The organism is Sediminicoccus sp. BL-A-41-H5 (assembly GCF_050632405.1).
Lineage (GTDB): Bacteria > Pseudomonadota > Alphaproteobacteria > Acetobacterales > Acetobacteraceae > Roseococcus.
Genome location: NZ_CP192601.1, coordinates 3,543,872 through 3,564,163, shown reverse-complemented (window position 1 = coordinate 3,564,163; position 20,292 = coordinate 3,543,872). Strand labels below are relative to the sequence as shown.

19 protein-coding genes and 1 tRNA gene are annotated in these 20,292 nt (G+C 69.9%); 13 read left to right on the top strand and 7 right to left on the bottom strand.

Annotated elements, in window-relative coordinates; all coding sequences use genetic code 11:
• Window positions 1-149: 149 nt before the first annotated feature.
• From ACQ860_RS17440 to ACQ860_RS17430, 3 genes are all read left to right on the top strand, one after another.
• Window positions 150-1,262, top strand: a complete 1,113-nt coding sequence (locus tag ACQ860_RS17440) for an efflux RND transporter periplasmic adaptor subunit (protein WP_431304606.1) — start codon at window positions 150-152, stop codon at window positions 1,260-1,262.
• 12 nt (window positions 1,263-1,274) lie between these two features.
• Complete coding sequence (locus tag ACQ860_RS17435) at window positions 1,275-4,373, top strand: efflux RND transporter permease subunit (RefSeq protein ID WP_431304605.1); 3,099 nt, start codon at window positions 1,275-1,277, stop codon at window positions 4,371-4,373.
• A 62-nt stretch (window positions 4,374-4,435) separates the two neighbouring features.
• Entirely contained in the window at window positions 4,436-4,789 is a 354-nt protein-coding gene (locus ACQ860_RS17430; RefSeq protein ID WP_431304604.1) for a hypothetical protein, read from the top strand.
• Window positions 4,790-4,795: 6 nt separating this feature from the next.
• Here the strand turns inward: ACQ860_RS17430 and ACQ860_RS17425 are convergent, their stop codons facing one another.
• A complete protein-coding gene (locus tag ACQ860_RS17425; protein ID WP_431304603.1) occupies window positions 4,796-6,178 on the bottom strand; it encodes an MDR family MFS transporter in 1,383 nt (460 codons plus the stop codon).
• 102 nt (window positions 6,179-6,280) lie between these two features.
• Here ACQ860_RS17425 and ACQ860_RS17420 point away from each other — a divergent pair, with 102 nt between their 5' ends.
• Genes ACQ860_RS17420 through ACQ860_RS17405 form a run of 4 tightly spaced genes read left to right on the top strand, consistent with a single transcriptional unit; the run spans window position 6,281 to window position 9,216 of the window.
• Window positions 6,281-7,384, top strand: a complete 1,104-nt coding sequence (locus tag ACQ860_RS17420; RefSeq protein WP_431304602.1) for a 2-aminoethylphosphonate--pyruvate transaminase — start codon at window positions 6,281-6,283, stop codon at window positions 7,382-7,384.
• A 47-nt stretch (window positions 7,385-7,431) separates the two neighbouring features.
• A complete protein-coding gene (locus tag ACQ860_RS17415; RefSeq protein ID WP_431304601.1) occupies window positions 7,432-8,136 on the top strand; it encodes an ATP12 family chaperone protein in 705 nt (234 codons plus the stop codon).
• Window positions 8,133-8,408, top strand: a complete 276-nt coding sequence (locus ACQ860_RS17410) for an acylphosphatase (protein WP_431304600.1) — start codon at window positions 8,133-8,135, stop codon at window positions 8,406-8,408. The genes ACQ860_RS17415 and ACQ860_RS17410 overlap by 4 nt, the downstream gene beginning before the upstream one ends.
• Before the next feature lie 58 nt (window positions 8,409-8,466).
• Entirely contained in the window at window positions 8,467-9,216 is a 750-nt protein-coding gene (locus ACQ860_RS17405; RefSeq protein ID WP_431304599.1) for a DUF4410 domain-containing protein, read from the top strand.
• A gap of 6 nt (window positions 9,217-9,222) precedes the next feature.
• On the opposite strand, the gene ACQ860_RS17400 is transcribed toward ACQ860_RS17405, so the two are convergent.
• Both ACQ860_RS17400 and ACQ860_RS17395 read right to left on the bottom strand, forming a co-directional pair.
• Window positions 9,223-9,591 carry a DUF3597 domain-containing protein gene (locus ACQ860_RS17400; RefSeq protein ID WP_431304598.1) on the bottom strand — a complete coding sequence of 123 codons (369 nt, stop codon included), beginning with the start codon at window positions 9,589-9,591 and terminating at the stop codon, window positions 9,223-9,225.
• A 59-nt stretch (window positions 9,592-9,650) separates the two neighbouring features.
• Window positions 9,651-9,833 (bottom strand): CsbD family protein, encoded by a 183-nt coding sequence (locus ACQ860_RS17395; RefSeq protein ID WP_431304597.1) that lies wholly within the window; start codon window positions 9,831-9,833, stop codon window positions 9,651-9,653.
• Window positions 9,834-10,076: 243 nt separating this feature from the next.
• On the opposite strand from ACQ860_RS17395, the gene ACQ860_RS17390 reads away from it, so the two are divergent.
• The 4 genes from ACQ860_RS17390 to ACQ860_RS17375 all read left to right on the top strand — a co-directional run bounded on the left by ACQ860_RS17390 (window position 10,077) and on the right by ACQ860_RS17375 (window position 14,633).
• Window positions 10,077-11,120, top strand: a complete 1,044-nt coding sequence (locus ACQ860_RS17390; protein WP_431304596.1) for a TRAP transporter substrate-binding protein — start codon at window positions 10,077-10,079, stop codon at window positions 11,118-11,120.
• Window positions 11,117-11,665, top strand: coding sequence for a TRAP transporter small permease (locus tag ACQ860_RS17385; protein ID WP_431304595.1), 549 nt, complete (start codon window positions 11,117-11,119; stop codon window positions 11,663-11,665). Before ACQ860_RS17390 ends, ACQ860_RS17385 begins: the two co-directional genes overlap by 4 nt.
• Window positions 11,662-12,978: a TRAP transporter large permease gene (locus ACQ860_RS17380; RefSeq protein ID WP_431304594.1), complete on the top strand. Its 1,317-nt coding sequence runs from the start codon at window positions 11,662-11,664 to the stop codon at window positions 12,976-12,978. The genes ACQ860_RS17385 and ACQ860_RS17380 overlap by 4 nt, the downstream gene beginning before the upstream one ends.
• Before the next feature lie 263 nt (window positions 12,979-13,241).
• Window positions 13,242-14,633, top strand: a complete 1,392-nt coding sequence (locus tag ACQ860_RS17375) for a DEAD/DEAH box helicase (RefSeq protein WP_431304593.1) — start codon at window positions 13,242-13,244, stop codon at window positions 14,631-14,633.
• Window positions 14,634-14,699: 66 nt separating this feature from the next.
• Here the strand turns inward: ACQ860_RS17375 and ACQ860_RS17370 are convergent, their stop codons facing one another.
• The 4 genes from ACQ860_RS17370 to lipB form a co-directional block, all read right to left on the bottom strand.
• Complete coding sequence (locus tag ACQ860_RS17370) at window positions 14,700-16,094, bottom strand: PucC family protein (protein ID WP_431304592.1); 1,395 nt, start codon at window positions 16,092-16,094, stop codon at window positions 14,700-14,702.
• Between the two features lie 101 nt (window positions 16,095-16,195).
• Window positions 16,196-16,438, bottom strand: a complete 243-nt coding sequence (locus ACQ860_RS17365; protein WP_431304591.1) for a light-harvesting protein — start codon at window positions 16,436-16,438, stop codon at window positions 16,196-16,198.
• A 12-nt stretch (window positions 16,439-16,450) separates the two neighbouring features.
• Window positions 16,451-16,603 (bottom strand): light-harvesting antenna LH1, beta subunit, encoded by a 153-nt coding sequence (gene pufB, locus ACQ860_RS17360; RefSeq protein WP_431304590.1) that lies wholly within the window; start codon window positions 16,601-16,603, stop codon window positions 16,451-16,453.
• Between the two features lie 333 nt (window positions 16,604-16,936).
• Window positions 16,937-17,620, bottom strand: coding sequence for a lipoyl(octanoyl) transferase LipB (lipB, locus tag ACQ860_RS17355; protein WP_431304589.1), 684 nt, complete (start codon window positions 17,618-17,620; stop codon window positions 16,937-16,939).
• A 20-nt stretch (window positions 17,621-17,640) separates the two neighbouring features.
• Between lipB and ACQ860_RS17350 the strand changes: the two genes are divergently transcribed.
• Both ACQ860_RS17350 and ACQ860_RS17345 read left to right on the top strand, forming a co-directional pair.
• Window positions 17,641-17,726: transfer RNA gene (locus ACQ860_RS17350), tRNA-Leu, on the top strand.
• A 228-nt stretch (window positions 17,727-17,954) separates the two neighbouring features.
• Window positions 17,955-20,222, top strand: a complete 2,268-nt coding sequence (locus tag ACQ860_RS17345; RefSeq protein ID WP_431304588.1) for an NADP-dependent malic enzyme — start codon at window positions 17,955-17,957, stop codon at window positions 20,220-20,222.
• Window positions 20,223-20,292 lie beyond the last annotated feature (70 nt).

The window sequence follows — 20,292 nt, the reverse complement described above, 5'->3', positions numbered from 1 at the left end:
TCCTGAAGTCACAGAAGAACCCGGGGTGACGAAGGGTAACCTTGCCGCGTTGTCACTCGGCTTTTCGGGAGGATGCGCTTCAATCGCTCGCATCCTGCGGCCCGCGGCGCGGGCTCGCTGCGTCCTGCCTGATCGGAGCCGGTCACCCCATGTTTTCGCGCCTTGTTCCCCTCATCCTCGTGCTGTTGCTGCCGTTGGTTGCGGCCGCCCAGCCGGGCATTCCGGTCACCACGGAACCGGCACGCGTGGGCGCCATGCCGATCGAGATCCTGGCGAATGGCACCGTGGTGTCCGAGAGCGTCGTCACCATCCGCACGCGGGTGGATGGGCAGATCACGCAGGTGCACGTGACCGAGGGGCAGCTGGTGCGGCGCGGCCAGGTGCTCTTCACGCTGGACTCCCGGCTGAACCAGGCGCTGCTCGCGCAGCAGGAGGCGCAACTCGCCGCCAACCGAGCGCAGATCGTCCGCTTCCAGGCCGATGCGGTGCGCTACCAGTCGCTGCGCGGCGAGGGCTTCGCGGCGCAGCAGCGCTTCGAGCAGGCGACGGCCGAGGCGGCGGCCGCCGTCGCCAATGCGCGCGCCACCGAGGCGCTGATCCAGCAGACGAAACTCAACATCGAATTCGCCACCATCATCGCCGAGGTGGACGGCAAGCTCGGCGTGCTGCCGCTGCGCGCCGGCAATTTCGTCCGCCAGGCCGAGAATGTGGCGATGGGGACGATCACGCAGATGAACCCCATCCTGGTGCAGTTCAACGTGCCCGAGCGCTGGCTGCCGCAGATCCGCGCGGCGCTGAACGCGGGCGAGGTGCCGGTGCAGGCGCTGGGCGATGGCGAGACGGGACCGCCCGCGCAGGGCACACTGGTCTTCGTGGACAGCACGGTGGATGTGGCGACCGGCACGATCCAGCTGCGCGCGCGCTTCGACAATCCCGAAGGCGCGCTCTGGCCGGGCCAATATGTGCGCGTGACCGTGGTGCCGACCATCGAGCAGGATGCGATTTCCATCCCCTCCGCCGCGGTGCAGACGGGCCAGCAGGGGCGCTACATCTTCGTCCTCGCCCCCGATGGCACGGCGCGGCGGCGGCCGGTGCAGCTGGTGCGCAATGTAGGGGACCGCGCCGTGGTGCGCGGCGAGATCACGGCGGGGGACAAGATCATCGTGGACGGTGCGCAGCGCGTGACCGAGGGTGCCCGCGCGGCGGAGCGCAACGCCCCGCCCTCCGCGCCGGCGCCGCAGCGGCTTTCCGCCGCGAACTGAGGGGCGCGCGCCATGCACATCTCGGAGCTCTGCATCCGCCGCCCGGTGATGACGCTGCTGCTGACCATCGCGGCCGTGGTGGCCGGCGCCATCGCCTATACGCGCCTGCCGGTGGCCGCCGTGCCGCGCGTGGACTTCCCGGTCATCTCGGTCTTCGCCAATTTCCCTGGCGCCAGCCCCGAGACGATGGCGACCTCGGTGGCGCTTCCCCTGGAGCGCGAGTTCAGCACCATCGCGGGGCTGGAGAGCATGAGCTCCACCTCGGGGCAGGATACGCTGAACCTCACGCTGCAGTTCCAGCTCGGCCGCAACATCGACAGCGCGGCGCAGGACGTGCAGGCCGCGCTCACCCGCGCGCAGCGGCGACTGCCGATCGAGATGACGGTGCCGCCCAGCTACCGCAAGGTGAACCCCGCCGATGCGCCGGTGCTGCTGCTGACGCTCTCGGGCGGCGACGTGCCGCTCTACCGGCTGAACGACGTGGCCAGCACCATCATCGCTCCCGCCCTCTCGCGCGTGCAGGGTGTCGCGCAGGTGGTGACCTATGGCGAGCAGCTGTTCTCCGTACGCGTGCAGCTCGACCCCGACCGCATCGCCGCCATGGGCCTCGCCTTCGACACGGTGCAGCAATCCATCCAGCAGGCCAATTCCAACGCGCCGGTCGGCCTGCTCAGCGGCGCCCGGCAGCAACTGACGCTGCGCGCCACCGATCAGCCGCAGAATGCCGAACAGTTCAGCAACCTCGTCGTCGCTGGCCGCGCCAATGCGCCGATCCGCCTTTCCGAGATCGCCGAAGTGGCGGATGGCGTGCAGAACCAGCGCGTGGCGAGCTGGCGGGACGGTCAGCGCGCCCTGGTGCTCGCCGTCCAGCGCCAGCCCGACGCCAACACGGTGGATGTGGTAGATGGCGTGCTGCGCAGCGTCGAGGCGCTGCAATCCGCGCTGCCGCCGGGTGCCCGCCTCGGCGTCATGCTCGACCGCAGCCGCTCGATCCGCGACGCCGTGCATGACGTGCAGGAATCGCTCCTGATCGCGATCGGCCTCGTCGTGCTGGTCTGCTTCCTCTTCCTGCGGCGGCTGACGGCGACGCTGATCCCGAGCATCGCCGTGCCGATCAGCCTCTGCATCACCTTCGGCTTCATGTACGCGCTGGGCTACGGCATCGACAATGTGACACTGCTGGGCCTCACCATCGCCGTCGGCCTCGTCGTGGATGACGCGATCGTGGTGCTGGAGGCCATCGTCCGTCACATCGAGGAGGGGATGCATCCCGTCGCCGCCGCGATCCGGGGTGCGAAGGAGGTGGGCTTCACCGTCCTCTCCATCACGCTCTCGCTCATCGCGGTCTTCCTGCCCATCCTGCTGATGGGCGGCGTGGTGGGCCGCGTGTTCAACGCCTTCGCGGCGACCGTCAGCCTCGCCGTCATCGCCTCGCTCATCGTCTCGCTGACGCTGACGCCGCTGATGGCAAGCCGCATGAAGGGGCAGCACAAGGCGCCCGGCCTGCTCGACCGCACGCTGGAGCGCGGCTTCGTGCTGATCGAGCGGAGCTACGCCTTCCTGCTCGACCTCGCCTTGCGCTTCCGGCTGGTGATCTGGGCGCTCTTCCTCGCCTCGCTGGTGGGCGCGGGCTGGATGGCGGTGAAGCTGCCCAAGGGCTTCTTCCCCGTCGAGGATACCGGCCTCGTCATCGTGAACACCGAGGGGCCGCGCGGCGCCTCCATCGAGGCGATGGCCGAGAAGCAGCAGCGCATCGCGCAGATCTTCTCCGCCTCGCCCCATGTGAACAGCGTGGTCGCAACCGTGGGGGCAGTGGGCGGCTCGGCCTCGATCAACCAGGGCCGGCTCTTCGTGGAGCTGAAGCCGCGCGGCCAGCGGCCGGACATCACGACCATCCTGCAGGAACTGCGGCGCCAGGCCTCGGGCGTGCCGGGCATGCGCGTCTTCCTCCAGCCCATCCAGAACATCAATTTCGGGGCGCGGCAGACGCGCACGCTCTACATCTACACGATGCAGGGGCTGCGGCTGGACGAGCTATATGACTGGGCGCCACGCCTGGAAGCGCGCCTCGCGCAGCTGCCGCAATTGCAGGATGTGAACACCGACCTCCAGCTCGATAGCCCCGTGGTGATGGTGAATGTGGACCGCGATCGTGCCACCGCGCTCGGCGTCTCGGTCGAGCAGGTGCGCCAGGCGCTCTATTCCGCCTTCGGCTCGCGCCAGATCAGCACGATCTACGGGCAGGCCAATGCATACCCCGTGATCCTGGAGGCGTTGCCCGAGGACCAGCGGGATGAGACGGGCCTCGCCAAGCTCTATCTGCGCTCCATCACGGGCCGGTTGGTGCCGCTCTCGGCCGTGGCCAGCATCGAGCGGCGGTCGGGCCCGCTGACCGTGGGCCACCAGGGGCAGTTGCCGGCCGTCACCATCGGCTTCAACACGGCGCCCGGCGTGGCGCTGGGCGATGCGGTGAATGCGATCCGCGCGGTGGAGCGCGAGATGGGCCTGCCGCCCACCATCGTTTCGGGTTTCTCCGGCTCGGCGCAGGTGTTCCAGCAGGCGCTGGCGGGCCAGGGCGCGCTCGTGCTCGCCGCCGTGCTGATCATGTATGTGGTGCTGGGCGTGCTCTATGAGAGCTTCATCCACCCGCTGACCATCCTCTCCGGCCTGCCGGCGGCCGCACTTGGCGCCTTCGCCACTCTGTGGCTCTTCGGCCTCGATCTCTCGGTGATCGCGGTGATCGGCGTCCTGCTGCTGATCGGCCTCGTGAAGAAGAACGCCATCATGGTGGTGGATGTCGCGCTTCAACGGCAGCGCGCGGGCGAGGCGCCGCGCGATGCGGTGCGGCATGCCTGCATCCTGCGCTTCCGGCCCATCCTGATGACGACGCTGGCCGCCGCTGCCGGCGCGGTGCCCATCGCGGCGGGATGGGGGGCCGCGGCCGAGCTGCGGCAGCCGCTGGGCCTTGCCGTCATCGGCGGGCTTGCGGTCAGCCAGGCACTCACGCTCTTCGTCACCCCGGTGCTGTATTTGGGCTTCGACGGGCTGGCGCGGCGCTTCAGCCGCGGGCGCGGCAAGGTGGAGGGGCCGAGCCCGGCGCCGGCCGAGTGAGCCCCCTGTGATTGTCATGGGATGTTGGTAGGCTCAGGGCAGCATCTTCGTCGGAGACCCGCATGAACACCGTCACGCGCCCGCGGGCGTCGCTTCTCCTGCTGCTCGGGCTCGCGCTTCTGGCGGTTCCTGCCCAGGCACAGCAGAACCAGGGCCAGGCGGTGGACCAGATCTACCGCGAGCTGATGGGCCAGAGCCCCAATGCGCCCGGCACGCTGCCGCCGCCCGCGCTGAACGCGACGCCCGGCCAGGATGCGCGGCGCGAGGCGGAGATCTTCCGCGAGGAGACGGGCCGCAGCCAGAGCGCGCCGAGCCGTGCGACGCCGCCGCCCGCCGCCGGCACCGTCGGCCAGGATGCGCGGCGCGAGGAGCAGATCCTGCGCGAATTGACCAACCCCGCGCTGGTGCCGCGCTGACCGGCGTCAGCGCTTCCCGCTGACCTCCGCCCCCGCATCGCGTGGCAGGCGGGCAAAGAGCGGGCTCGCGGAGGAGACCACCAGACCCGCGATCAGGAAGGCGGCGGTGAAGTCGCTCGGCAGCAGCGCCTCATGGCCCGCCATGTTGCGGCTCACCTCCAGCGAGGTGGTGGCCAGCACCACGCCGAGCGCCGGCGGCAATTGCTGGGCGGTGCCGTAGAAGCTGGTGCCCGCGCTGAGTTTCTCGCGCGGCAGGTCGGCGAAGGCGAGCGTGTTCAGCGCGGTGAATTGCAGCGAGCGGAAGAGGCCGCCCAGGGCCAGCACCACGAACATGGCCGCAATGGGCCAGGCGGGGGTGAAGGCGGCGCCGATCGCGACGCCGGCGGCGGCCAGCAGGCCATTGCCGATCAGCACGTTGCGGAAGCCGAACCGCCGCAGGATGGGGCGCGTCAGCGGCTTCATGGCGAAGGCGCCGATGGCGGTGGCGAAGGCGACGAAGCCGGCCTCGGTCGCGCCCCAGCCGAAGCCCACCTGCAGCAGCATGGGCACGAGAAATGGCACGCCCCCCGCCCCCATGCGGAACAGGCTGCCGGAGAGCGCGGCGTGGCGGAAGCTCGCATGGCGCAGCAGCGTGAGGTCGAGCGCGGGCTTCTCCACCCGCCGGCAATGCCGGATGGCGAGCCAGCCCAGCACGCCGCCCAGCGCCAGCAGCGCGCCGGGCCAGTGGTCGGGCAGCACGCCGCGCCCCACCGTCTCGATGCCGGCCATGGCGGCGGCCAGCGCGCCGCCCACCAGAGCGAGGCCGCGCAGGTCCGGCGGGCCGGGATTGGCCGGCGGCAGCGGCGTGATCTTCCAGGCCACCATCACCAGGCCGAAAGCCGCCACCGGGAGGTTGATCCAGAAGACGCTGCGCCAGCCGAAAAGGTCCGTCAGGATGCCGCCGAGCGGCGGACCGAGGATAGGCCCCAGCATGGCCGGCATGGTGAGCCAGGTCATCGCCGTCAGCATCTCATCCTTGCGGATGCCGCTGAGCAGGAGCAGGCGCCCGACCGGGACCATCATCGCACCCGCCATGCCTTGGAGCACGCGTGCCGCCACCAGTTCGCCCAGGCTGTTCGACAGGCCACAGGCAGCGGAGGAGAGGCCAAAGAGCGCGATGGCGATGAGGAAGACGCGCTTCGCCCCGAAGCGATCCGCCACATAGCCCGAGACGGGGATGAAGACCGTGAGCGCCACCAGATAGGAGGTGATGGCTACACCCAGCCGCGCCGGGTCCTCGTTCAGCTCCCGCGCCATCGAGGGCAGGGCGGTCACCACCGCCGCGCTGTCCAGGTTCTGCATGAACAGCGCGGAGGCGACGATCACGGCGGTCACGCGCGCATCGGCCATTCCCACAGGGTAGAGGTTTATGCGCCCAAGTCACCCGCCGCGGGGTTCCCCCGGCGATGAATTCGCGGCAAGAGCCGCAGCTCAGACCCTGGAAGACCCGCGATGCTGCTCCTCACCCCCGGCCCCGTGCAGACCCACCCCTCGGTGCGCGCCGCCATGGCCGAGGACATCGCCCCCTGGGACGCCGCCTTCCGCCCCTTCTACACCCGCCTGCGCGAGCGCATCCGCGTGATCGCGGGCGGCGTGGAGGGCGAGCATGTGACGCTCCCGCTGCAGGGCGCGGGCCACATGATCCTGGAGGCCGCGATCCGCACCTATGTGGCGCCGGGCGGCTCCATCCTGATCCCGATGAACGGCGAATATGCGGTCCGCATGGCGCGGCTGGCGCGCGAGGCGGGGCGCGAGGTGGTCGAGCTGCACGCACCCGACACGTGCGGCATCACGGCCGCCGAGGTCGAGGCCGCGCTGGCCGCGCATCCGGAATGCGGCCATCTCGGCATGGTGCAGAGCGAGACCGGCAGCGGCATCGTGAACGACCCGGCGGCCATCGGCGCCGTGGTGCGCGCGGCCGGACGGCGGATGATCCTGGACGCCGTCTCGGCCTTCGGCGCGCTGCCGCTCGACCTCGCGGCCCAGCCGGAGATGGACGCGGTGGTCTTCACCTCAAACAAGTGCCTGGAGGGGCTGCCCGGGTTCGGCTTCGCGGTGGCGCGGGTGGACCGCACGGAGCAATGCGCGGGCAATGCGCGCTCCTGGAGCCTCGATCTCTCGGACGTGCTGGTGAACAGCCGGGTGAATGGCATGGGCAGCCTGCGCTTCACCGGCCCCGTGCAGACGCTGCGCGCCCTCGACGTGGCGCTTGATCGCTTCGATGCCGAGGGCGGGCGCGCCGTGCGCCTCGCGCGGTATGAAGCCAATGCGGCTGCGCTGCATCGCGGCCTCAAGGCGCTCGGGCTCAAGCCCTATCTGGAGGAGGCGCACCAGGGACCGATCGTGGTCACGGTGCATCAACCAGCGGGGCTCGTGCTGGCCGATTTCGTGGCCGCGCTGAAGCGGAACGGCGTGACGATCAGCAGCTACTTCACGACGGAGACGCCCAGCTTCCGCATCGGTGCCATCGGCGACATCGGCCTGCCGGAAGTGGCGCAGGTGCTGCGCGCGGTCGAGGCGGCGCTGGCGGAACTCGGGCTCAGCCAGGCCGCCTGATTCCCTGATTCCACCGGGCGGACGGATGCTCTAAGAACGCCCCCGTCATGAAACGCTTCTGGAATCAGGCCACCTGTGTGGCAGAGGGCGACGGCTTCGCCATCCATCTCGACGGGCGGCCCGTGAAGCTGCCGACCGGCGCCTCGCTGCGCGTCGCCACCCGCGAACTGGGCGAGGCGCTCGCCGCCGAATGGCAAGCGGCGGGCGGCGAGCGCGGCGGCGAAATGTCCTGGGAGGACGTGCCCCTCACCCGCCTCACCGGCACGGCGGCGGAGCGCATCGCGCCCGACCCGGCGGCCACCATCGCGGCCATCGCGAAATACGCGGAGACGGACCTGCTCTGCTACCGCGCCGAGGATGAGGCGCTGGCCACCCGGCAGGACGCGGCCTGGCAGCCCTGGCTCGACTGGGCGCAGGCGAGCTTCGGCGCGGAGCTGCGCGTCACGCGCGGCATCATGCCGGTCGCGCAGAAGCCTGAGGCTTTGGCCGCGCTGCACGCGGCGGTGGCGGGGCTCTCGCCTGTCGGCCTCTCGGCGCTGGGCGTGCTGGTGCCGGCGCTGGGCAGCTGCGTGCTGGGCCTGGCCGTCGTCCATGGCGCGCTGGAGCCGGCCGCCGCGCATCGCCTGGCCGTGCTGGATGAGCTCTTTCAGGAGGAGCGCTGGGGCCTCGATTGGGAGGCCGAGGAACGCCGCGAGAAGGTGGCGGCCGACCTCGCGCTGGCCGCGCGGCTCGCGTCGCTGAGCCAGGGATGAAGGCCCGCCTCCTTCGCATCGCCGGGCGCGTGCAGGGGGTGGGCTACCGCGACTGGCTGGTGCGCGAGGCGCGGCGCCACGGCATCGCCGGCTGGGTGCGAAACCGCGCCGACGGCACGGTGGAAGCGCTGCTGGCCGGCGAGGAGGATGGGCTGAACGCCGTGCTCACCGCCTGCCGCCGCGGCCCGCCGCTCGCGCAGGTGACGCGCATCGAGGAACAATTCGCCGAACCGCCGGAGGAGCCCGGCTTCACCAGGCGACCAAGCCTTTAGCTTCCCAGTGCGGACAAGCTCCCGCTAGGCTCGCCCGTCCATGCCTGACGGAGGCCTCATGTCCCACGCATCGCAGCCCGGCCGCCGTGCCGTCCTCGCCCTCGCGCCCGGTTTCACCCTGGCCGCCTGCACGGCGCCGCAGGTGGAGCAGATCGCCGGCTATTCCGGGCGCCGCCTGCCCCGGCCCGAGCGGATCTACGTGGTGGACCCGGGCGTTGCGGCGAATGACGTGAAGCTCGATGACGGCGTGCGCCAGCGCCTGACGCAGATGACGAGCGATCAGAGCCTCAGCCAGCAGCGCCTCGCCGCCGGGCGCCAGGCGGCGAGCGGTGTGGCCGCCGAGGTCACGGCGAAGCTGCAGGGCTTCGGCCTCCCGGCGGAGCGCGTCGGCCGCGCGCCCACGCCCAGCGGCGCGCGGGTGGTGATCGTGGAGGGGCACCTGCTCTCGGTGGACCAGGGCAACCAGACGCAGCGCAACCTGATCGGCTTTGGCCGCGGGCGCAGCAGCGTCGCCGTGGAGGTGCAGGTCTATTACCGCGACGGCCATGCCGCGCCCCGGCTGATCAGCAGCTTCGAGGCCACGGCGCAAAGCCCGATGACGCCGGGGGCCGTGGGCACGATGGGCGCGGGCGCCGCTGTCGGGCGCATCGCGACGATGGCCGCCTCCAACGCCATCCTCTCCAGCGTGAGCGAGGCGCGCTCGGCCGATGTGGGCTCGGAGGGTCGGCGCATCGGCGATGCGCTCGGCCTGCGCCTGGGCCGCATCTTCGCCGAGCAGGGCTGGATTCCGGAATCCGCGGTGCAATAGGCGCGCTCAGCCCCTCAGGCTCTCCGGCACCTGCCCGCCATGCGCGGCAAGCGCGCGCCAGACGGCGCGGGAGAGCACCATGTTCTGCTCGGGCGAGCCATCGGCGCCGGCATGGACCTGCAATTCCTGGGCGAGTTGATGGCGCGCGGCGAGACTGGAATCCAGTTCGAGCAGCTTCAGCAGGTCCACGATGGAACTGCGCCAGTTCCCGCCCCCGCCCTTTGCTGCGGCGAGATCGCTCAGCACGGCCTCCACATTCACAGGGGCAGGGGCGGGTGGCGGGGCGATCTGCGTTCGCGCCGGGGCCGCCGGGTCAGGCAGCGCCGCCGATGCCCCGCCGAAGACGCGGTGCATGATGGAGGAGAACAGGCTCATGGAGGCCTCCATGCTGTCGGCGGCGCAGGGGGATGAGAAAAGGGGCGGCATGCCCCTGGCTACCCGCCGGTCGCCTTGCGGGCCGCGTCCTTCAAGCCACCGGCTACGTTCTGCACCTTGCCGGCGGCCTTGTCGGCCTTGCCCTCGGCCTGGAGCTTCGCATCGCCGGTGAGCTTGCCGGCCGCATCCTTGACCGCGCCCTTGGCCTGCTTGGCCGCGCCGGCCACCCGATCCTTGTCCATGGCTTTCATTCCTTCCTGGCTTCGTCACACCGCGCGACAACCGCGCCGCTTCCCTGCAAACCAACGCGGACGCATCGCGTTGCCGGGCCCGCGCGATTTGGCGGCGCGCGAAGCGGTGAGGAAACGGGCAGCCCCTGCCCTTCCCGCGGGCGCATGCGGGTCGGGTGCATCAATTCCCGCGAGACGCGCCTTGCCACGCTGCACGAAAGCTTGCGACGCTCCCTGAAACGAAGGAGAGCAAGCATGCAACGACGTGATGCCCTGGCCACCGGCCTGGCCTTGGGCGGCTTGGCCGCCCCCCTCGTGGCCCGCGCGCAGCAGGTCTTCACGCTCCGGCTCCACAGCTTCTCTTCGCCGACCGCGCTGGACCACACCATCCACCTCGATCGCTGGGCCGAGCGGGTGAACCAGCAATCGCAGGGACGCATCGTCATCCAGAGCTTCCCGGCCATGCAGCTGGGCGGCCAGCCGCGCGACCTGCCGCAGCAGCTGGAAGACGGCGTGGTCGACATCATCTGGACCGTGCCGGGCTTCACCCCCGGCCGCTTCATGGGGACGGAAGGGCTGGAGATGCCCTTCATGAACACCGGCCGCAGCGCCACCATGTCGCAGGCCGCCTACGAATATGTCTCGCAGAACCTGGCGGACACCGAATATCGCGGCATCAAGATCATCTCGATCCACTCGACCGACCGCGCGCTGATCCACACCTCGCGCCGTCCGGTGCGCACGCTGGAGGATTTCCGCGGGCTGCGGCTGCGCGTGGCCGGCCGCTTCATCGGCGAGGCGGTGACGGCGATGGGCGCCACGCCTGTCGGCATTCCGCTGGGCGGCGTCTATGAGGCGGCGTCGCGCAACCAGGTGGATGGCTTCCTGATCAACTGGGCCATCACCCAGCCCTTCCGCCTCTTCGAGGTCTCGAAATACCACAGCGAGCCGCCAGGCGTCGGCCTCTTCCAGGGCATGCTGCTGACGCTGATGAACCAGCGCAGCTACATGCGCCTGCCGCCCGAACTGCGCGCGGTGATTGACGCCAACTCCGGCGCCGCGCTGTCGAAGCAGCTGGGCGAGGCCTGGGACACGCAGACCCAGCCCGCCATCGATGCCGCGCGCAACGCAGGCAACGAGATCATCGAGATCAGCCCGGCCGAGATGACGCGCTGGCGCACGGCGGTCGCACCGGCCTATGAGGCCTGGATGGGCGAGATGACGCGGCGCAACCGCAATGGCCGCCAGCTCTTCGAGACGATCCAGACCATCACCGCGCGCTACGGCCGGCCCACTTGAGCGCACCGGAGGTCACGGAACACGGCGTCCTCGCGACGCCGGCCTTCGTCCCGTTTCCGAAGCTGCGCGCGGCGCTGGAGGGCATCGCCACCTGGGCCGCGCTCTTCGGGGGCCTGCTGCTCATCGCCGCCGTCGCGGTCACCACCGGCTCGGTGCTGCAGGGGGCGGTGATCAACAAGCCGATCCTGGGCGATTCCGAGATTGTCGAGATGCTGCTGGGTGTCGCCGTCGCCTTTTGCCTGCCGCTCGCCGAGATGCGCGGCGCGCATGTGATGGTGGATTTCTTCACGCAGAAGCTGCCGGCGCGCGGCCTGGCCGGGCTCGATGCGCTGATGCGCAGCGTGGCGGCGGCCGTCGTCTTCGTCCTCGCCTGGCGGCTCGCCATCGGCGGCTACAACAATTGGGACCGCGAGCGGGAGACCATGTTCCTGGAGATCCCCTTCTGGTGGGGCTATGCGGGGGCGGCTATCGGCATGGCGATCTGGATGGTCTGCTCGGCCTTCGTGGCGCTGGAAAGCGCGGCCCGCGTGCGGAAGACGGCATGAGCGATTTCGACATCGGGCTGGCGATGTTCGCCGCCGCCCTCGTGCTCATCGCGCTGCGCATGCCGGTGGGGGTAGCGATGCTGCTGGTGGGGGGCGCCGGCTTCGCCACCATCGGCGGTTGGGATCGGTTGTTTGCCACGCTGAACTCGATGACCTTCAGCCGCTTCTCCTCCTACACGCTCTCGGTCATCCCGCTGTTCCTGCTGATGGGCGATTTCGCGACCAAGGGCGGCATGAACCGCGCGCTGTTCCGATGCGCGCGGGCCTGGATGGGGCATTGGCGTGGCGGCCTCGCGGTCGCCACCATCGGGGGCTGCGCGGCCTTCGGCGCCATCTGCGGTTCCTCGCTGGCCACCGCCGCCACGATGAGCCAGGTGGCGGGGCCGGAGATGCGGCGCCATGGCTATTCGCCGGCCCTGGCCACCGGCACGCTGGCCGCCGGCGGCACGCTCGGCATCCTGATCCCGCCCAGCGTCATCCTCGTGATCTATGCGATCTATACGGAGATGAGCATCGGCACGCTCTTCGTGGCGGCCGTCATTCCCGGGCTGATCGCGACCGCCGGCTATATGCTGGTGGTGAACATCTACGCGCGGCTTAACCCTGGCGCGGCGCCGCCGGCCGAGCGGCTGGACTTCCGTGAAAAGCTGCGCGCGACGGGCGAGGTCTGGCCCGTGGCCATGGTCTTCATCCTCGTCGTCACCGGCATCTATGGCGGCTGGTTTTCCGCCACCGAGGGCGCCGCTATCGGCGCCGCGGCCACTTTCCTGCTGGCCGTCACCCTGGGCGGCATGCGCTGGGAAGGGCTGAAGGAGAGCCTGCTCTCCACCACCGTCACCACAGGCCTCATCTTCGTGGTGCTGCTGGGGGCGGAGCTGTTCAGCGCCGCGCTGGCCCTCTCCCGCCTACCGGCGGAGCTCTCGGCCGTGGTCGCCACCTTCGACGTGGCGCCCATCGTCATCCTGCTGATGATCCTGCTGATCTACTTCATCCTGGGCTGCTTCATGGAGAGCCTGGCGATGGTGCTGCTGACGCTGCCCATCTTCATACCCCTCATGCTCAGCCTCGATTTCGGCCTGGGGCGGGAGCAGGTACTGGTCTGGTTCGGCATCCTGGTGCTCATGTCGGTCGAAGTGGGGATGATCTCACCGCCCTTCGGCCTGAACCTCTTCGTCATCAACGCGATGGCGAAGGATGTGCCGATGGGCGAGACCTATCGCGGCGTGATGGGCTTCGTGGCGTCCGACTTCATCCGCATCATCGTGCTGGCCTTCCTGCCGGTGCTCTCGCTCTGGCTGCCGGGCCTGTGGTGAGCCCGCGCATGCCCGACATGCGCGGTGCGGATTTGCCTTGCGCTTTGTTTTGCGATGCACCATATGGCAGCCATCACGCGGGCAAGCATGCCCGCCAGGACCCGGCCGCGTGAGCGGCGCCGCGCTTCAGTCCGACTGAGACGCCATACGGCAGCCGAACTGCCGGGTCCTTCGATGCTTCTCCCGGATCAGCCCAGCCACGCGGGGTGTCCAACCCTGAACTTCCGCGGCCGCGAATCGCGCGCCGCGCAGCTGGATTTGTCATGACCTCCTTTCAAGAACTCGGCCTCAACCCCCTCCTCCTGAGCGCACTGGAACAGGCCGGCTACACCACCCCCACGCCCATCCAGGCGCAGGCGATTCCCGCCGCGCTGCAGGGGCGGGACATCCTCGGCATCGCGCAGACCGGCACCGGCAAGACCGCCGCCTTCGCGCTGCCCATCCTGCATCGCCTCGCTGAAATGGGCGGCCATCCGCCGCGCGGCGGCTGCCGCGTGCTGGTGCTGAGCCCGACGCGCGAGCTGGCCTCCCAGATCGCCGAGAGCTTCAAGACCTATGGCCGCCACATGGGCTATTCCGTCGCCACCGTCTTCGGCGGCGTCGGCCATGTGCCGCAGCAGCGGGCGCTCGCCCGCGGCGTGGACGTGCTGGTCGCCACCCCCGGCCGCCTGATGGACCATATGGGCACCAAGCATGCCCGGCTGGACCACACGCAGATTCTGGTCCTCGACGAGGCCGACCAGATGCTCGACCAGGGCTTCTTCCCGGCCATCCGCAAGATCGTGGCGCAGGTGCCGACGCAGCGCCGCACGCTGTTCTTCAGCGCGACCATGCCGCCCGATATCGCGCGCCTGGCCGCCGACATGCTGACCGATCCGGTCCGCGTGGAAGTCACCCCCGTCTCGACCACGGCCGAGCGCGTGAACCAGAAGGTCATCTTCCTGGATGGCGCGGGCAAGCGCGCCGCACTCACCGGCATCCTGCGCGGCGAGGGCGTGGGCCGCGTTCTCATCTTCTCGCGCACCAAGCATGGCGCGGACAAGATCGTGAAGTCGCTGGAGCAGGACGGGATCGCCGCCAATGCCATCCACGGCAACAAGGGCCAGTCGCAGCGCGAGCGGGCGCTGGCCGAGTTCAAGTCCGGCCGCGCGCCGGTGCTGGTGGCGACCGACATCGCGGCCCGCGGCATCGACGTGCCGGAGGTGACGCACGTCATCCAGCATGAACTGCCGGAAGTGCCGGAGACCTACGTCCATCGCATCGGCCGCACCGCGCGCGCCGGCGCCTCGGGCGTGGCTATCGCGCTGGTGGCGCCGGACGAGGTCGGCCTGCTGCGCGCCATCGAGAAGGTGACGCGCCAGAAGATCGACAGCGAGGATCGGCGTTCCAACCCGACGGTGCCGCTGAATGATCGCGCCACGCCCGTGCGCCCGCAGCGCGGCCGCGGCGGCGCCCCGCAGCAGAACCAGCGCACGCCGAAGCGCGAGCATGGCGGCCGGGATCATGACCGGCGCGACCATCACCGCGACGAGCCGCGCGCGCCCAACCGCCCGGCCGCGCCGGAACGCGCCTGGGTGAAGCCGCTGGGCGATGCGGGGCGGAAGCGGCCGGCGGCGCCGGCGCAGCAGCGCGGGTTCCTGGCGCGCGGGCGTTAAGGACGATCCGGGGGCGCTGCCCCCGGAACCCCCGCCGGGGTGACAGTGTCACCCCGGACCCCGCCTTCAGATCGGCTGCGCCGTGACGCCCCTGCGGCGCAGCAGGGGCAGCATCACCACGAGCGCGGCCAGCAGCAGCGCGATCTCGATCACATAGACGCTGGCATAGCCCAACATGGCGCCCGTGCCCTTCGGGCCGGCCCAGCCCGTCACCACGTCGCGGATCACGCCGCCCAGCGCCATCGCCACGCCCGCCGCCGTGGCCTGCACCGCGCCCCAGGCGCCCAACGCGAGGCCCACCTGATCCCGCGGGGCGAGGTTCATGGTCGCCGTCAGCGTGCCATGGCTGAACAAGCCTCCGCCGAAGCCAATCAGCAGCACGCCCAGGCCGAACAGCAGCGGCAACTGCAAGGGCGCGGCCAGGATCACCAGCGCGAAGCCCGGCATGCCGAACACCACGCCGAAGCTCGCCATCCGGAAGGGGTCCACCCCGCGGCTGAGCACGCGGGACGCGTAGCTGAAGCCGATCAACCCGCCGAGTGCCAGGCTCGCCGTCAGCGTGGTGGTGGCGGAGACGGTGAGGCCCAGGATCTGCCCGCCATAGGGCTCGAGCAGTACATCCTGCATCGAGAAGGCCGCGGTGCCGAGACCGAGCGCCATGAGGCGCCGCAGCGCCTGGTCACCCTCGATGAAGCTGCCCCAGGATTCGCGGAAGCTCGGCTCGGGCAGATGGAAGGCGGTGCGCGCGGGGTTTCGCGCCTCCTGCTTCCACAGCGCCACCACGTTCAGCACGAGCGTGATCACGGCCGAGGCCTGGATCACCTGGATCAGCTTGCCCGGCGTGAAATCCGACAGCAGCGCGCCGAACACGACAGCGCTGCCGATCATGCCGACCAGCAGCATGACATACATGAGGCCCACGATCTTCGGCTGCGCCTCGGGCGGCGCGAGGTCCGTCGCCAAGGCGAGGCCCACGGTCTGGGTGGTGTGCAGCCCGGCGCCGACCATGAGGAAGGCGAGGCCGGCGCCGGCGAGGCCGATCCAGCGCGGCGCGTCCAGCGCCTCGCCCTCGCCGGCCAGCACCAGCAGCGCGAAGGGCATGATGGCCAGCCCACCGAACTGGATCAGCGTGCCCTGCCAGATGAAGGGGACCCGCCGCCAGCCGAGGAAGGAGCGATGCGTGTCGGAGCGGAAGCCGATCAGCGCGCGGAAGGGCGCGAAGACCAGCGGAAGCGAGAGCATGATGGCGACGAGCGAGGCCGGCACCGCCAGCTCCACGATCATCACGCGGTTGAGCGTGCCGATCAGCAGCACCATCGCCATGCCGACCGAAACCTGGAAGAGCGAGAGGCGCAGGAGGCGCGAGAGCGGCATCTCCGGCGTCGCGGCGTCGGCGAAGGGCAGGAATTTCGGGCCCAGGCTGGCCCAACCATGGATGATCTTGCTGGTCAGTGGATTCATGCGCGGCTTCTCCCGTCCCGGCGAGAGGCTCGAAGGGGCGAATGAGGGGTCGGCCCAACCAAGGGTCGGCCCCCCGTCACACCGTTGAGAAGCGGTCCTGGCTATTTCACCAGCAGGGACGCGTGCTCACTGGGTGTTCCCGGCTTCATGAGCGCCACGGCCGGGGCGCTCCCGTCCGACAGGCTGGCCGCGGCGCGCGGCTTGCCCTGCAGGAAGGCCGGGAACCAGGTGGTGTTCACCAGGATCGCCGTGTGGATGGACAGCGCGGAGACGACGACGCCACCCAGCATCAGCGGGATGCCGACGGTGGGCTTCACCACCAGCCACATCTTGCCATTGATCATGGGGTGGTCCTCCTACTTCAGCCAGGGCGTGAGCGTATAGGCGAGGAAATGCGCGCAGGCGGCGATGAAGCCGAAGGTGCGCGTCCCGCTGATGAGGTAGCGGTGCAGCTCCTCCGCCTCCCCGACGGTCAAGCCGGTCGGCCAGACCTTGCTTTCGTTCGACATGTTCAGTCCCTCCTTTAGAGACCTGTGGACGTTGCGTGATGAACCCAGGAGCGGGTTCCTCGGGGCTTCGGCGCCGCGGCATCGCGCGGGGGGACCGCGCGCCAGGGACGGAAGCAGTGGCGGCTTGGGTGCGGCAGGGCGCAGGACAGGGCGGCAGCGCTGGGCCGCGCGATCTCCGCCTGTGGGTCGTGTCCCATTGCGATCTTGACCTTACCCAGAATGTCAATCTAAATTGACGCATCATATGTCAATTTGATTGGACATTCCTCAAGGTCGGATTGTCAAGCGTTCTGGCACCCCAACGGGGCCGCGCCACCGCCACTGTGGCGCGAATCAGACACCCGCGCCGGCGCCGAACACCTCGTCCCAAGCCGACATCAGTGCCGAATCAGCTTCTTCCATCGTCGCCAGGACGCCCAGGTCGTGCAGGCTGGTCACGCCATGCTCGGCGATGCCGCAGGGCACGATCCCGCCGAAATGCGAGAGATCAGGCTCCACATTGAGCGCGATGCCATGCCAGGAGACCCACCGCGTCACCCGCACGCCGATGGCGCCGATCTTGAACTCGGCACCGCCTGGCTTCACCACCCAGATGCCGACGCGCCCTTCTCGCCGCTCGCCGCGGATGTTGAACCGATCGAGCGCGCGGATCATCCATTCCTCAAGACCATGCACATAGGCGCGCACGTCCCGCGGGGGCACGGTTCCATGCGCGCGCGTCAGGTCGAGCATGACATAGGCGGTCCGCTGGCCCGGCCCGTGATAGGTCCATTGTCCGCCGCGCCCGGCCGCGTAATGCGGGAAGCGCCGCTCGATCAGTTCCTCCGCCCGCGCGCTGGTGCCGGCGGTGTAGCTGGGGGGATGCTCGACGAGCCAAACCGCCTCGCTCTCCGTGCCGGCGCGGATGGCGGCCACGCGCGCCTCCATGGCCGCCAGCGCCTCGGGATAGGGGGTGAGGCCCTCGGTGATCCGCCATTGCGGTTTTTCGCCTGGGTCGGTTGAACAGCTCGGGATCATGCGCTAGGACGCTCTCGTCTGCGGTCGTGGTGGAATGGTAGACACGCCAGCTTGAGGTGCTGGTGGGGGAAACCCCTTGGAAGTTCGAATCTTCTCGACCGCACCATTTCCTTTGCCCTCAAACGCCGGACGCCCACTCCGTGGGCTTGGCTTCGCCGCGCGGCAGGCATCCTCGACATCACCGGCGATTGGGCGGCGCCGGCCGCGTTGCGGCCGGATGGGCGCGCCAGGCCAGCTCCACGCCCGCCCTCACAGGCAGCGTGCCGACGCATCTTCCGCGGTTGCTTCCAGGCCGGGCAGGCCGCATCTTCGCTCCGGTTCAAGGGGTTCTGACATGGACGATGATTTCCGCCGCGCCGCGCTCGACTACCACCGCTTCCCGCGGCCAGGAAAGCTCGCCATCGAACCCACCAAGCGCATGGCCTCCCAGCGCGACCTCGCACTCGCCTATTCCCCCGGCGTCGCCGCCGCCTGCGAGGAGATCGCGGCCGATCCCGACAAGGCCTGGGACTACACCACGCGCGGCAACATGGTCGCCGTCATCACCAATGGCACGGCGGTGCTGGGCCTGGGCAATATCGGCCCGCTGGCCTCCAAGCCGGTGATGGAGGGCAAGGCCGTCCTCTTCAAGCGCTTCGCCGGCATCGATTCCATCGATGTCGAGGTGCAGGCGACCGAAATCGACCATTTCGTCGAGGTGGTTGCCGCGCTCGAACCCAGCTTCGGCGCCATCAACCTGGAGGACATCAAGGCGCCCGAATGCTTCGAGATCGAGGCCCGGCTGCGCGCGCGGATGAATATCCCGGTCTTTCATGATGACCAGCACGGCACCGCCATCATCGTCGCCGCCGCCGTGCGTAACGGGCTGCTGCTGCAGGGCAAGAAGCTCGAGGATGTGAAGCTGGTGAACACGGGCGGCGGCGCCGCGGCGCTCGCCTGCCTCGACCTGCTGCTCACCATGGGCCTGAAGCGCGAGAACGTGACGGTCTGCGACATCGAGGGCGTGGTCTACAAGGACCGCCCGGGGCTCGATTCCACCAAGGCGCGCTACGCGCAGGAGACCAACGCCCGCACCCTGCCCGAGGTGCTGGACGGCGCCGATGTCTTCCTCGGTCTCTCCGCGCCGCGCGTGCTGAAGGGCGAATGGCTGCACAAGCTGGCGCCCAAGCCGCTGGTGCTGGCGCTGGCCAACCCCGACCCCGAGATCCTGCCCGAGGCGGTGCGTGCCGCGCGGCCGGATGCGATCGTGGCGACCGGCCGCACGGACTACCCGAACCAGGTCAATAACGTCCTCTGCTTCCCCTTCATCTTCCGCGGCGCGCTGGATGCGGGGGCGACGACGATCAACGAGGCGATGAAGGTCGCCGCCGTCGAGGCCATCGCCGCGCTCGCGCGCGTCGAGGCAAGCGAGGTGGTGGCCGCCGCCTATGGCGGCACGGCGCCTGTCTTCGGCCCGGAATACATCATCCCCAAGCCCTTTGACCCGCGACTGATCCTGGAAATCGCGCCCGCCGTCGCCCGGGCCGCGATGGACAGCGGCGTGGCGCGCCGCCCCATCGCGGATTTCGACACCTATCGCGCCGATCTCAGCCGCTTCGTCTTCCGCTCGGGCAACCTCATGCGCCCGGTGCAGGAATCGGCGCGCCGCAAGCCCGCGCGAATCGTCTTCGCCGAGGGTGAGGATGAGCGCACGCTGCGCGCCGTGCAGACCGTGCTGGACGAAGGCACGGCGGAGCCCATCCTGGTCGGCCGCACGCCGGTGATCGAGGCGAAGCTGAAGGCGCTCGGCCTGCGGATGGCGCTCGGCCAATCCGTGCGCGTGATGCATCCGGAGGAGCAGCCGGAGCTGTTTGCCCCGCTGGTCGAGCTTTACGAGTCCAAGGTCTGCCGGCGCGGCATCACGCCCGCCGCCGCCAGGCGCCGCGTCGTCTCGCGCCCCACCGTGGCGGCCGGGCTGCTGCTGGAGGCGGGGCATGCCGATGCCGCCATCGTCGGCGGCCATGGCGACTGGATGAGCGAGTGGGAGCATGCGCTGGGCATCATCGGCGCCCGCGCCGAGGTGAGCCGCGCCTATGCGCTGACCGCCGTCATCACGCAGAACGGCACGCTTTTCTTCGTGGACACGCATCTGCTGGTGGAACCGACGGCAGCGCAGATCTCCGAAATGACGCTGCTGGCGGCCGAGCAGGTGAAGAGCTTCGGCTTGACGCCCAAGGTGGCGCTGCTGAGCCACTCCTCCTTCGGTGCCTCGGGCGCGCCCTCGGCGCGGAAGATGCGCGCCGCCCTCAAGCTGATCCATGCCGCGGCGCCTGACCTCGAGGTGGATGGCGAGATGCATGCCGATGCCGCGCTGGTGCCGCTGATCCGGGCGCGGGCGGTGCCGGATTCGCCGCTGGAGGGCACGGCGAACCTGCTGGTCTTCCCGAACATCGACGCCGCCAACATCGCCTTCAACCTGGTGAAGGCGGTGGCAGACGGCCTGCAGGTGGGCCCCATGCTGCTCGGCATGAACAAGCCCATCCATGTACTGACGCCGAGTGTGACGGCGCGCGGCATCGCGAATCTGGCCGCCGTCGCCGGCAGTCAGGTCGCGCGGGGGTAGAGCATGATCCGCTGAGGTGGAATCACCGAAGCGGTAAATCATCCTCTCGGCAAGGCTGGATCGCCTTTTG